Annotated in this window: 16 protein-coding genes; 8 read left to right on the top strand and 8 right to left on the bottom strand. The window is 32.9% G+C overall.

Translation table 11 applies throughout. The features are described 5' to 3' along the window. On the top strand, window positions 1-250 hold a 250-nt coding region (locus RH915_RS09320; RefSeq protein WP_310479570.1), incomplete at its 5' end, for a transposase. A gap of 271 nt (window positions 251-521) precedes the next feature. Here the strand turns inward: RH915_RS09320 and RH915_RS09315 are convergent. Beyond that, complete coding sequence (locus tag RH915_RS09315) at window positions 522-2,510, bottom strand: methyl-accepting chemotaxis protein (RefSeq protein WP_310479569.1); 1,989 nt, start codon at window positions 2,508-2,510, stop codon at window positions 522-524. A 54-nt stretch (window positions 2,511-2,564) separates the two neighbouring features. Then, window positions 2,565-2,813 (bottom strand): GIY-YIG nuclease family protein, encoded by a 249-nt coding sequence (locus tag RH915_RS09310; protein ID WP_331618384.1) that lies wholly within the window; start codon window positions 2,811-2,813, stop codon window positions 2,565-2,567. Window positions 2,814-3,344: 531 nt separating this feature from the next. Between RH915_RS09310 and RH915_RS09305 the strand changes: the two genes are divergently transcribed. Both RH915_RS09305 and RH915_RS09300 read left to right on the top strand, forming a co-directional pair. After that, window positions 3,345-4,229 (top strand): helix-turn-helix domain-containing protein, encoded by an 885-nt coding sequence (locus tag RH915_RS09305; protein ID WP_310479568.1) that lies wholly within the window; start codon window positions 3,345-3,347, stop codon window positions 4,227-4,229. A 219-nt stretch (window positions 4,230-4,448) separates the two neighbouring features. Continuing rightward, window positions 4,449-4,820: a hypothetical protein gene (locus RH915_RS09300; protein WP_310479566.1), complete on the top strand. Its 372-nt coding sequence runs from the start codon at window positions 4,449-4,451 to the stop codon at window positions 4,818-4,820. A gap of 106 nt (window positions 4,821-4,926) precedes the next feature. Here the strand turns inward: RH915_RS09300 and RH915_RS09295 are convergent, their stop codons facing one another. Continuing rightward, on the bottom strand, window positions 4,927-5,427 hold the full coding sequence (locus RH915_RS09295) for a spore coat protein (RefSeq protein WP_310479565.1): 501 nt from the start codon (window positions 5,425-5,427) through the stop codon (window positions 4,927-4,929). Window positions 5,428-5,601: 174 nt separating this feature from the next. On the opposite strand from RH915_RS09295, the gene RH915_RS09290 reads away from it, so the two are divergent. The 5 genes from RH915_RS09290 to RH915_RS09270 all read left to right on the top strand — a co-directional run bounded on the left by RH915_RS09290 (window position 5,602) and on the right by RH915_RS09270 (window position 10,467). Beyond that, window positions 5,602-6,165, top strand: coding sequence for a LemA family protein (locus tag RH915_RS09290; RefSeq protein WP_310479563.1), 564 nt, complete (start codon window positions 5,602-5,604; stop codon window positions 6,163-6,165). An 11-nt stretch (window positions 6,166-6,176) separates the two neighbouring features. Further along, window positions 6,177-8,021: a DUF2207 domain-containing protein gene (locus tag RH915_RS09285; RefSeq protein WP_310479561.1), complete on the top strand. Its 1,845-nt coding sequence runs from the start codon at window positions 6,177-6,179 to the stop codon at window positions 8,019-8,021. Window positions 8,022-8,367: 346 nt separating this feature from the next. Next, complete coding sequence (locus RH915_RS09280) at window positions 8,368-8,949, top strand: FMN-binding protein (RefSeq protein ID WP_310479559.1); 582 nt, start codon at window positions 8,368-8,370, stop codon at window positions 8,947-8,949. 97 nt (window positions 8,950-9,046) lie between these two features. Continuing rightward, window positions 9,047-9,685: an ABC transporter ATP-binding protein gene (locus RH915_RS09275; RefSeq protein WP_310479558.1), complete on the top strand. Its 639-nt coding sequence runs from the start codon at window positions 9,047-9,049 to the stop codon at window positions 9,683-9,685. A gap of 2 nt (window positions 9,686-9,687) precedes the next feature. Next, window positions 9,688-10,467, top strand: coding sequence for an ABC transporter permease (locus RH915_RS09270; RefSeq protein ID WP_310479557.1), 780 nt, complete (start codon window positions 9,688-9,690; stop codon window positions 10,465-10,467). 164 nt (window positions 10,468-10,631) lie between these two features. Here the strand turns inward: RH915_RS09270 and RH915_RS09265 are convergent, their stop codons facing one another. From RH915_RS09265 to RH915_RS09245, 5 genes are all read right to left on the bottom strand, one after another. Continuing rightward, the gene (locus tag RH915_RS09265; RefSeq protein WP_310479556.1) at window positions 10,632-11,564 is read right to left on the bottom strand and encodes a cation diffusion facilitator family transporter; all 933 of its coding nucleotides are present in this window, start codon (window positions 11,562-11,564) and stop codon (window positions 10,632-10,634) included. 178 nt (window positions 11,565-11,742) lie between these two features. Then, complete coding sequence (locus RH915_RS09260; RefSeq protein WP_331618382.1) at window positions 11,743-12,246, bottom strand: prolyl-tRNA synthetase associated domain-containing protein; 504 nt, start codon at window positions 12,244-12,246, stop codon at window positions 11,743-11,745. A 41-nt stretch (window positions 12,247-12,287) separates the two neighbouring features. Next, entirely contained in the window at window positions 12,288-12,545 is a 258-nt protein-coding gene (locus RH915_RS09255; RefSeq protein WP_310479555.1) for a hypothetical protein, read from the bottom strand. A 15-nt stretch (window positions 12,546-12,560) separates the two neighbouring features. After that, window positions 12,561-12,752 carry a hypothetical protein gene (locus tag RH915_RS09250; protein WP_310479554.1) on the bottom strand — a complete coding sequence of 64 codons (192 nt, stop codon included), beginning with the start codon at window positions 12,750-12,752 and terminating at the stop codon, window positions 12,561-12,563. Between the two features lie 241 nt (window positions 12,753-12,993). Next, complete coding sequence (locus RH915_RS09245; protein WP_331618381.1) at window positions 12,994-13,224, bottom strand: Dabb family protein; 231 nt, start codon at window positions 13,222-13,224, stop codon at window positions 12,994-12,996. Between the last annotated feature and the right edge of the window lie 93 nt (window positions 13,225-13,317).

The raw sequence follows: 13,317 nt of genomic DNA, 5'->3' as shown, positions 1-13,317 counted from the left end.
ATTCTTTAAATTTCCAAGTGAAATTAGAAAAATCATGTATACTACAAATGCTATAGAAAGTCTTCATAGACAATTCCGTAAAGTTACAAAAACAAAGTCAGTATTTCCGTCAGACCAGGCATTAGAAAAGATGCTTTATCTAGCCAGTCAAAACGTAATAAAAAAGTGGACACAACGATATAGAAACTGGGATAACATCTTAAACCAGCTTATGCTTCTCTTTGAAGGAAGAATAGAACCTTACCTATAAACCATAGGCAAGGCTCCAGATACAGTTCAATTAGACGTTTCCAACTCATAAGTCTTATTGAATTAAGAGCACATTGCTCCATGATAATAATTATTGCCAAAATTATATGATACTAGTATAGAATCCTATAATTTTGACAAAATAAATAATACATGTTATTTATATCCAACTGAATATTTCTTGCCAGATTGAGTTTTATTATTTACTCAATAAGCACAAATTTATTTACAGTCTCAAGAGGAACCGAAAGGTTCCTCTTTTTTAGTATTATTTAAGCTTTAAATCTTTGAATCTTTTCTTGCATTTCTTCTGCTAGTTTTGCTAATCCTTCACTGGCGTTAGCAATTTCTCCCATGGATGCTGTTTGCTCCTCCACAGATGCAGATGCCTCTTCTGTACCTGCAGCATTTTCTTCGGCTACTGCAGCAAGGTTTTGCATTATATCTGACAATTCACTTTTCACTTTATCCATGGTTTCTACTGAAGCAACAGATTTTGTTACTATATCTTTTACATTTTCAATTTGTTCGGAAATACCATCAAATTTACTTTCCGTTGTTTCTACACTACTCATTTGTTCTTCAATAATCGTTAACACTGATTTCATTGTATCAACAGCACTATGGGAGTTATCTTGTAACACCTTAAGCATGCTATCTATATCTTTTACCGACTGAGTAGATTGCTCTGCTAGGGTTCTTATCTCTTCTGCCACTACCGAGAAACCTTTTCCTGCCTCTCCTGCTCTTGCTGCCTCTATGGCTGCATTAAGGGCAAGTAGATTGGTTTGAGTCGCAATATTTTCAATTAATTGACTTGCTTCACTTATTTTTTCTGCACTTTCATTCGTATTTAAAGTAGTTTTATAAATAGTCTGAATTGCATCATTTGTTTCTTTTGTCTTGCTTGTCAGTAACCTAATATTCTCCACCCCATCATCTCTCAGTTCGGATAAATGGGCTGTTGCTGCCTCTATTCTTGCCATATCTTTTAAATCTTCTTCAATTATACCGTTTAATTCAATTGTTTTTGTTACACCAGTTTCAGTGTCTTTGGCTTGATCAGTGGCTCCCTCGGCAATTTCTTCGATGGTTTTAGCCACTTCCTCTGCTGCCATAGCAGATTGTTGACTTGTAGCGGTCAACTCCTCTGATGATGCAGCTACTTGTTGAGAAGTATCGGTCATATCCTGAATAAATTCCCTTATGTTGTCGCTTAAAGTTTGGAAAGCTCTGGCTAGACGCCCTGTTTCATCTTTATTTCCTTTTAATGTTTCTGGTACATTATCTCTCACGTCTAGTTTTGCAATTTTTTCTGCAAATTCTGTTAATACAGTAATAGGTTTTGATAGAGATTTTCCTAAAAAGTATACAGGGATTAAACTGATTAATAAAATAATAATTGTTATTAATATCATTTGTTGTCTTACTTCTGATTCGAAGGCCATTATCTCTTCGGCACCAATTCGCACTGCTAGAAACCATTCTGTCCCTTCTATAGGAGCAAAACCAGAATAAATCGTTTCGCCATCAAACTCGTAAATATCAATGCCTTGCCCTAGTTCTATTACTCTAGCAAAGGCATCACCTAGGGTTGCTAGGCTCTCATCAGACTGGGCAGCTACAATTGGGTTAAACTGATCTAAAACAAACTGACGGTTTGGATGGGCCATCGTATTCCCTTCACTATTCATAATATATGCATACCCTTCTTCTCCGTAGCCCATATCATCAATTGTGTTGCTTAAAGACTCCCCATCAGCTCGGGCTATTAACACACTGACAACTTCTCCTTGAACTTCTACTGGAACTGCATACATAATTACCGGAGCATTTGTTACTCTACTAATAATAACATCGGATACATTAGATTCTCCCTCAAAGGCTCTTTGTACATAGTCTCTATCGCCTAATTGGGCAGTATTGCCATCCTGATATCTAGCGGTTCCGTCTGGGGAAACAATCCCTAGTCCTAGAAAATTTAATCTTTCGTACTCGGTGATCAATAATTCTTGCTGGGTTTCCCAGTCCATCGAGGTTATATCCCTTTGACTAGCAATTGTCTCTAATATGGCTTTTTGCTCTCTTAGTCGACTTTCAAAAAGATTTGCTCTTTCCTGGGCTAGTAATGCTAGTGTATTTTCTACTTCTGCACTTAATTCATTTTGTGTTGTTCTTATAGATAGAAAACCAAAAACACTAGAGATAATAATTAAAATAATTGAAAAATAAATAATTAGTTTTTGTTTTATACTTTTCATAGTTGTTGCCTCCTCTTATTGCTCATATTATGTCTTCATTCTGCTGTCACAAATTCATGTATCTATTTTTACTAAGTTTACTTTTTCTTTTCGTGACATTTGCTTTATTTCATACTCTCTTTTCATGGCTGCCTCCTTTGTTTCAAATGACTCAAAGTATACTACCTTAACTGGTAGTCTGGCCCGTGTATATTTTGAAGCGGTTCCTTGATTGTGTTTTTCAACCCTTTTCTCTAAATTATTTGTCCAGCCTGTGTAGTAACTTCCATCTTTACACGCTAAAATGTACACGTAGTTCATCATTATGCAGCCCCCATTATGTTACTTATTATTGATATGTTCATATTTCTTAAGTAATGTGTAAATTTAGTTAGTTAATTTGCAAGTTTTGTGCCAAGATGTAAATAGGACTTTAGTACTATTTATATACCCATTGTAATTTAGTTAAAACTAAAATTAATATCCATGTTTTTGTAATGTTAGTCATTATTAATCAACATGTGACAATTTGATTCACAAAATCGTTTTTACTTCTTTCGGGTCATATGTATCAAATAATTTCATGTATCAATTTGATTCAACTTTGTTTTATATCTTTTGCTTCATTAAGAAATTTATATTTATTATACTACACAATATGAAATACTCAAGAATTAATTGCCTATTTTTAAAATATTTATTTCTAAGTGTGTTATGATTTCTCTATGCAATTTTTTGTACCTATACTATAATAAATATACAAAGTTATTTCAAATTGTAATATCCCATTAATAAAATAGGATAAATGTAGGCATCTAAATCAGTATAAATTGATCAATGAAAGAAGGAATCTTCATGAATACCTTTGGTGACCAGTTAAAAACATTGCGAAAAGCAAAAAAATTAAAGCAAAAAGATTTGGCTACACTCCTTGGAGTTGCGCAAACAACAGTGGCAAATTACGAAAATAATTCAAGGTTTCCCGGGGAGTCTGTACTTAAACAAATAGCCGACTTCTTTCAAGTCTCACTAGATGAACTTTTAGGGAGGGAGGCTTTTCTCTATCGCTTAGAAAATACTGACTCCCCGCTAAAGTTAGATCATATTAAGAATCAGTTTTTAACCAAACTATTAAATCAGAATGACCAGGAAGCTAAGGATCTGATTTTTAAAGCAGTAAAGGCAGGAGTGGACATCAAAGATATCTACAAAGATGTTTTAGCAGTAAGCATGTATGATGTCGGTTATCTTTGGGAACGAGGAGAAATATCCATTGTTGATGAACATTTTTTTACTCATACAGTAAAAAGTCTTATCTATCAGCTTAATCTGTTCATTAAGAAAAACCCTAAGCAGGATCACAGCGCCTTGTTTGCACTGCCCTCTAGCGAGCTACACGAAATACCATTATTAATTTCTAAGGATCTTTTAGAAATGGAAGGCTGGAAGAGTTATTATCTAGGTAGTACTGTACCGGCTTATTGTGTTGTGGAGGCTTTAGAACGATTTTCTTGTCAATTATTAATTATGTCTGCAACTATGGATTATAATGTGGGTCATATTAAAAGTATTATAGATTCCGTCAGCACAAGAACAAAGCTAAAAAAAGTTAAGGTTGTCGTTGGAGGAAACGCCTTTAACCGAAGCCCATTACTGTACAAAGAGATTGGGGCCCACGGATTTGCAAAAACTACAGAAGAACTAATAGATTTATGCGGTAATTTAATTGATAAACATTAATAAGTTTAGGTAAAGTCTAATATTAAATGACCAAAAGTGAACAGAATTGACTGTATTTGCAGTATCCTAAACATTAACTCAAAACTTCCCTGTTTTTAAATTTAAACTATATTAACTATGATCCGTTCCCAAAATATACTAATATTTAAATAATCATTAGTAACCTCTACTGTGGTATCATATAGATGTATTATACTACTTTTGAAAGGAGGACCTACTATGAAAATCAATTTTAAAGCATGGGGCTTAGGTGGAAAATTAATATTTATTTCTACATGCCTTGCTGTTCTTTCTATGTTTATGACATGGGCAGATGTGGGATTTTTATCGGCTTCAGGTTTTCAGCAACAAGGATATCTATTTTTAATTCTTTACATATATCCAGTCTATAAATTATTAAAGGAAGAATCTATTAATAAAAAAATTGGACTAAGTTGTAGCATCGTTGCCGTTGTTGGAAGTATTCTTTATCTAGGTTCAAAAAGTGTTGAAGTATTTGGTCAAACTGTGAACACAGCGGGGACAGGATTATATCTTTTTGTTTTAACTGCAATTCTTTTAACCATTGGTATTTTTAAATATGAAGTATAAAGCATGATATAAAAAACTTAATTTAGCACTTTATACAAAAAGACAAAATAAATCTTTAGAGATTTACTTTGTCTTTTTTGCTATCTATTCCTTTAGACAGTAACTACTACTGTGGTTGATACATGCCATTAGCTTGCATATAGTTAAATATCTGTTCTCCATGTTGTTGCTCTTCTTTTTGAATATGATTTAACACTTCTCTAACATTTGTATCTGTAAATTCGAATATAGTTGTATCATATGTACTAGATACATACTTCTCTGTCATTAAAAGGTCGTTACATAAAATATCGTCGCTTACATTAGTAAGGTTAGATCCACTATTTTGAGTTTGCTGTTGCCCTTTTTGTTGGTTTTGCATTCCTTGTTGGTTTTGCTGCTGTCCTTGTTGTTGGTTTTGCATGTTTGGTACTTGTCCACCAAGTATTTGATTGATTGTGTCATAGTGGTTTTGCTCCTGCTGCTTTAAACTAAGAAAAAGTTGTTTTAATTGAGGATCTTGTGCTTCGTTTGCATAATTATCATATTTTATTATACACATTTCTTCATGTTTTTTCTGATCCTCTAAAAGTAATCTCTCTTTTTGTGTTAGCTGAATAGTTGTCATGTTATAATCACCTCCTATTACTTATTCTGAAAAATATCTCTTGATTTTATTCACTTTTATTATTTTATTCCTAAATATGAATAATGTGGTAGAATTAATAGTGTATATACGCTTATCTACTAACATAAGCTTTTACGATAAAGTTGTTTACTATTTATAAAGGGAGGAATAAAAATGCCATTTTTTATTGCCATTGCTGTAATTGTTTTAATCGTTCTTTGGTTTATAAGTGCGTATAATGGTTTTGTTAAACTTAGAGAAAGGGTTAAAAATGCCTGGGCTCAGGTTGATGTACAATTAAAGCGTCGTTATGATTTGATCCCTAACCTAGTTAACACGGTTAAGGGCTATGCAAAACATGAGAGAGGTACCTTTGAAGATATAACAAAGGCTCGTTCCCAAGCGATGAATGCTCAATCTATCGCAGAACAATCCGAAGCAGAAAGTCAGCTAACCGGTACTTTAAAAACCCTATTTGCTGTAGCGGAAAACTATCCTGAATTAAAAGCAGACGCTAATTTTAAGCAGCTTCAAGAAGAGTTAACGAACACGGAGAGCAAGATTGCTTTTTCTAGACAGTTTTATAATGATACTGTACAAAAGTTTAATGTGAAAATTAAAGTTTTCCCAAATAACATAATTGCCGGTATGTTTAATTTTAATAAAATGGACTACTTTAACTTAGATGGTGAAAAAGAAGCGCGAAACACTGTAAAAGTTGATTTTGATTTTGACTAAGGGGGATTTTTATGAATATAGATAAAAAGCTTTTACATAGAGTATCCCTACTTCTACTTATTTTCTTTTTTAGTTTTTCTACTGATCTTGTTTATGCAGACCGTTCTCTAGAAATACAAGAAGTAAATATTATAGCAGAAGTATTTACCGATGGTACAATGGCCATACAGGAAGAACGAACAATATATTTTGATGGAGAATATAATGGGTTCTACCAAGATATTAATATGGACTCAGGTGTAGAAATAAGGGATGTTGTTGTCAAAGAAAATAACCAACCCTATGAGTTTAATCCTAGTGATGACTACGGTCCTCCGGGTACATATTTAATAAGAGAATACCCTAATCGCTTACATGTCGACTGGAGTATAGAAGCGCAAAATGAACAACGAACCTTTGTCATTGAATATGTTGTTGAAAATGAAGTTAAGGTTCACAATGATGTCGCCGAATTAACCTATCAATTCATTGGTAATGAGTGGGAAGATTCCCAGCGTAACGTTAGGGTTCATCTTACCTTGCCCGAGGGGTCTTTAGATAAAGATTTACGGGCTTGGGGACATGGTCCATTAGATGGCAATGTAACCATATTAAATGAGCGAGAGGTTATTTGGGAAATTGACCGACTACCAAGAAAAACTTTTTTAGAGGGTAGAGTGACTTTTACACCTTCAAGTGTTATGGCTCCCCATTTAGAAACAGGATTTACTGCACTTCCGGATATTCTTGAAACAGAAGAACGCTTAGCAAATAGAGCCAATCGACTTCGTACCCTTGGAAAATTAGACATTCTATTTGCAGCAATTGTTTTTGTTTTATCAATTATCCTTTCAATATTCCTAAGAAAACGATATGCTAAACCTTACCCCACTACCTTTGATGGAGACTACTATCGTGAACTACCTGCTAATTATTCCCCGGCAGAATTGGGAATTTTAATTAGGAAAGGAACCCCGAATGAAGATGATTTTACTGCTACAATCATCGATCTAGCATATCGAGGGTACATACGCTTAGATGAATATGATTATACAAAAAAAGGAATCTTATCTGCTAAAGATGAAACGGATTACAAAGTAACAAGATTAGAAAAAGAGGATGGTTTATTAAAACATGAAAGAAAGATATTAGAATTTTTATTTGAAAAAATTTCTACAAATGAGAAGGAAATTACTTTTAAAGAAATCGAAAAGTTTGCAAAGAAAAAACCCGAGAAATTCCAAAAATTTTGGTCTAAATGGATTGAAGATCTTAGCCTAATTGGAAAAAAACATAGGTTTTTTGACCAAAGTAATACAACTGGAATTGCAATTGGAACTATAACGGGAATTATACTTGGCATTTTGGGTATTACTGCTTTAATTACAGGTATCGTTCCTATTATGGGCATTGCTTTAATTGCATCTGGAGTTATAGTCTTAATTGTTGGTATCACGATTCATCGCCGCTCCCCTAAAGGCGAGGAAGATTATGTCCGTTGGATGGCTTTTAAAAAGTTTTTACTTCACTTCTCTGAAATGGAACGACATGAACTGCCATCTCTTGTTATTTGGGAACATTATATGGTCTATGCCGTTACTTTAGGTGTAGCTAAAGAAGTAATGAAACAACTACAGGTTGTATTCCCAAATCTGACAGATGGTAATCGCTCATTTGGATATGGGTGGTACTATTATAGTGTGGGTTCTAGAGCTTCTTTAAACTCACCACATACAGGGTTCCAAGGCTTAACATCAAGTATTAATAATTCTATTACTGCGGCTCGAAGCCATGCTTCTTCCGGATCTGGATCCGGTGGCGGATTTTCCGGTGGTGGCGGATTTGGCGGCGGCGGTGGCGGTGGTGGCGGTCGTTAAAACACTACAGCCTTTTCACTTAGACAGACGGTATTATATACCGTCTGTTTTTCTATTTATGCCTTCACTGCCTTTAATTTTTCTACTTGGTTTTTGTATTTTTTTAACAAAATACCAGCAAAAAAATAAATCGTATTCTTTGTAATCTACTTTAATTTATTTGCAGTTATTACTTTAAAAAATGTATATCACAAACTTTTTACATTACTTCTTCTTTTAAATGTTATTCACCTCATTTTTTTCAAAAATATAACTATTAATTAAACGTATATAAGTTTATTTTTTTCGCACACTATTAGTAAATAAAAGCATTAAAATATAATCTAATGAATGAGGTGATTTGACTTTGAAAAAGAATAAACTATTTCTATTGCTTTTAGTTGCATTTCTAGTTATATTTTCAGCTGTAGGATGTAGACCTGAGGAAACACCACCACCAGATGGTACTGAAACACCACCTGCTGACGATCCGATTACAGATCCAGTAGGAGATGGTCAGTATGAAGATGGTACTTACACTGCTCAAGGTGAACCAACTGATAGAGGTTGGCAAGCTGAAATTGAAATTGTGGTAGAAGGTGGACAGATTACAGAAGTTAATTATGAAGAGCTAAATGAAGAGGGTGACCCTAAATCTGAAGATGAAGAATATAATGACAGATGGAGAGATGTTGCTGAGACAGATGCAACAGAAGCATTTCCAGGCTATGAACAAGCTTTAATAGAATCTCAAAACGTAGAAGATGTAGACGTTATCACTGGCGCTACAACCACACATGAAACTTTTACAAGATTAGCAAGTGAAGCTTTAGATATGGATATGATGGATCCTGGTATGGATGATGATATGGATGATGATGATGATGCTGCAGCTGACATGGATGATGATATGGATGATGCAGGTGGTATGGACAATAATGATAACTAATATTTTTACACAAATAAGGCACTTAGGTGCTTTATTTGTTTTTTTGTTAAAATTAAGATATTATTAAAAAGATATTTAAACTGAAAGGGGGAAGTTTATGTTTGAGCTTATAAACGTTACATATAAAGATATTTTAAGTATAGAGAATTTATCTATCCCGGAAAATAAAATAACTAGTTTAGTTGGGGAAAGTGGTAGTGGCAAAACTACATTAATGCGATTATTAAATAAAATGATTAGTCCATCTACGGGAGATATTTTCTATAAAGATAATAAATTAAGTAAGTTAAATACGTTAGAACATAGACGCAATATTGTTATGCTCTCTCAATCTCCTGTAATTTTTCCCGGTAACATTAAAGAAAATTTGATTGCTGGTATTATTTTCTCAGAAAAAAATATTCCTGACGATACTAAATTAGAAGAAGTTTTAAACTTAATTTATTTAAATAAAAATTTAACTGAAGATGCTGAAAATTTATCAGGTGGGGAAAAACAACGATTAGCTCTTGGGAGAGTGCTTCTTATGGATCCTGATGTTTTATTATTAGATGAGCCATCCTCTGCTTTAGACGATGACTCAGAACAGTTGGTTATTAATAATGTATGTAATTATATTATCGAAAAGGGTAAATCTCTTTTAATGGTAACCCACTCAAGAGAAATTGCTAAATCTTTTTCTAATTATATTATCGAAATTAATGATGGACGAGTTATTAGTAATAAGGAGGTTTAAAGGTGGATAGTATTATTGAATTGCAAATCTGGCAAGTTGCTGCAGCATACATTTTTGTTGCCTTATTACTGGCTATTGTAAAAATTAAAAAGATAAACAGAGAACGAGAGATTTTATTATCTACAGTCCGAATGACATTACAGCTTATTCTAACAGGTTATGTTTTAGTATATTTATTTGAAAACCCACATCCTTTATTAACCATTGCTGTGCTTATGCTTATGCAAGTTTTTGCAGTTAAAAATATATATAAGCGTGTGAAGCACGATATGACAAAAAAACTAAAGCATGTAATTGGTTTTTCTATGATTATAGGTACCCTTGTTAGCTTGGTTTATTTTGTTTTAATTGTTATTAATCTTTCTCCCTGGTATGAACCCAGATACTTCATTCCTCTAGGTGGAATGATCATTGGAAATGCCATGACCGGAATCGCCTTAGGTACTAACCAACTTATTGATGGTATGCAATCAAAAAAACATCTTGTTGAAGCTGCGTTAATGCTTGGTGCAACTCCTAAGGATGCTTCAAAAACTATTGTAAACAATGCCTTTGACTCAGCTATTTTACCTACAATTAATTCTATGCTTGGTATGGGGATTGTGTTTCTACCAGGCATGATGACTGGACAAATTTTATCTGGGGTCTCCCCACTTACTGCTATTGAGTATCAAATTGCAATTATGTTAGGGATTCTTGGTAGTGTGTCTTTGTCGGTTATTTTATTTGTGCAACTTGGTTATAAAACTTTCTTCAATGATGAATATCAATTAAATGAGTAAATCGATTACGTAGGACTTTCTTATATAGAAAAGACGGTTTCCTTACAGAAACCGTCCCATTCCCAGAGCTAAAATGAGTGCACCAAAAAACACTGACCACTTTAGTATCTTTCTCTTGTATTCAATTTTCATTCTTCTTCTCTCCCTTAACCCTTAATACATTATTATATGTCTTTACATTCAGAAATATGACAGGTTTCTTTAATTTCTTTCTCATGAAAACATGGATCAAGGTGTACAACAATGTCCTTTACATTTTTTACTTTAGACCTAATAATTCGTTCAACCTCATCTGAAATCTGATGTCCCTTCGATATACTTAATTTGGAGCTAACACACACTTTTAAATCTATAAAAACTTTTGAACCATGCTTCCTGGTTCTTATATCGTTTATATTTTTTATCTCTTCATGCTTTAAGAGAAGTTCTTTGATTTCTTCTAGTTTATCTAGGTTAATTGACACATCAATAAGTAGCTGAAAACAATCCTTAAATATGGAAAATCCAATTTTTATAACAATCAATGACACAAATATCGCAGCGATAGCATCTAGTACATCTACGCCCATCCTTGACCCTACAATACCTATTAGTGCGGCTAAAGATGAGAACGCATCGGACCTATGGTGCCAAGCATCCGCCATTAGGGCTTTGCTTTCAATTCTTTTACCTACACGATAGACATACTGATATTGCAATTCTTTAAGCGCAACTGATATTATTGCTCCAAAAACTGCAAGCTGGCCTGGTATGTTGGCTGTACCTGTAGCCATAACGGTTCTTATGGAATTAACCCCTATGTTAAATCCAGTGTATAAAAGAACAATGGATAGTAAAAACGTAATAACTGTTTCTATCTTTTCGTGGCCATATTGGTGTTCTTCATCTCTTGGTTTTTTTGATAAAACCAAACTTACAATTACACCTATCGATGTAATTACATCAGATATAGAATGAACCCCATCAGCAAGTAAGGCCCTACTATTTGCAAGGTACCCTATTCCAACTTTAATAACGACTAAAATCAAATTAATTACAATGGTTACTACTAATACTTTATTTAATTGTGCATTTTCTACATTATTATTAAGATTCATTTTAATTCCTCATTTTAAAAGATTATTCGATTATATCTTTTAAATTATTTTATTAGGTATAAGTATTATATGTGCTTTGCCTTTTTTTGTAAACCATTAATTTCAAACCAATAACTTTCAAAATTAATAAAGAAAAAATGTCTAAAATATAGCTTGCTATTCTAGACATTTTCTCTAATTAAATTTCTACGATACTTAACTTGTTTCCCCGCCATTCTAAAAATTTTTCAAAATCTTTATAATCCATGGTTACACTGGCTGTGTTTACATTTGGATGAAAAGTTATTTTCTCAATTTCTATCAAGTCCTTATCTATTAGCACTTGGACTTTTCTTTCTTCATCATTAATTAATCCTAAAGGAGATACTGCTCCCGGTTTTAATCCTAAGTGTTTTTCCATTCTCTCTTTTGATGCAAAGCTAAGCCGCGTACTGCCTATTTGCTTAGCTAATTGTTTGAGATTAGGTTGCTTTGATCCTTCCACCATTAATAAGTAGTGAATTTTGCCACTAGAATTTCGTAAAAATAAATTTTTGCAATGTATTTCCTCTGTATCTATATTAAGTTCCTTAATTATTTCCATTGTGTGAGCTGGAGGATGTTCATACTTTATATAATCGATATTTAGTTGATCTAATATATTATAAACTTTAACAGATTGTTCCTCTGACATACTACTCATTTCTTTTCTCCTTTTGATTACTTGTATAACGAAAGCTCTTATTACTGTTGATTGTTAGCTCCGTTATTTTTAATAACTTCAACAATTGTGTAAGTACAAAATATCATAGTCGCAATAGCAGCAAATAGTAATATATGTGTTGTTAAATGGTAAGATGCCTCAACGCTATCATAATCAAATAATGCATTTGGTATAAATGAAAATAAAAGAACAGATACCATACAAATAACAATAGATATCCCCATTGATTTTAACATTCTTTTATCAAAGCTACTCATTTTTGATTTTTTCTTCTTCAATGTATTCCCCTCTTTCTATTTTTTATGTTCATTCTTTTTATAAAATAAATGCCATAACAAACTAAACATAATTGAAAAACCAATACCTTGTACAAGAATTTCTACTGGATTTATGGCTCCGTGCATTAGTACACCCCACATTGCCAATGCGGACATATATCCAAAAAAGCTTATTCCTAAAGTCATTAAAAACCCTTTATTAAACATGTTTGCTCCCCCTTTGTACATTCCTGTACACTTTATTTATACAATATCCTATAAGTAAAATAAACCAAGGCGAAAATAAAACCAAAATAATCAAAGCAATAATTTTTTTGCGCTTATTAAATGAAATAAGTAAAATCATAGAACCTCCACCATAAGTAGGATCTTATATAAATACTTATTCCTTCTTCTAGTCCTAGTTTACTCTACTACTATAAAAACTTAGTACTCATTTACAATTGCATTATTCTACAAAATAATCAACAACAGCTCGTTCTAATCTAACTTTCTTTACAAACTCTCCCACTTTTAAATGCTCCGGATGAATTTGATATTTGTCTAAGTCGTTTTTATTCTTAAATTCACTGTATAGTACAACGTCATAAGCAGAATCTGCATCATTTATATTTAAACCAACTTCTAGAGATTGAATCTCATCAATACAATTAAGCAATCCTTCGAGTTGTTTTTTCATTTTTTTGCATTTTCAAGTTTATTAGCACCTTCAGCTGTGTCTTTTAACTTCCACATAACAATATGTTTAAGCATTTTGTTCTTCCTTTCTTAT

It is taken from the genome of Serpentinicella sp. ANB-PHB4 (genome assembly GCF_031432315.1).
Taxonomy (GTDB): Bacteria; Bacillota; Clostridia; order Peptostreptococcales; family Natronincolaceae; genus Serpentinicella.
Note: the sequence above shows the minus strand (reverse complement) of the source record. Positions and strands in the feature narration are given on the sequence as shown.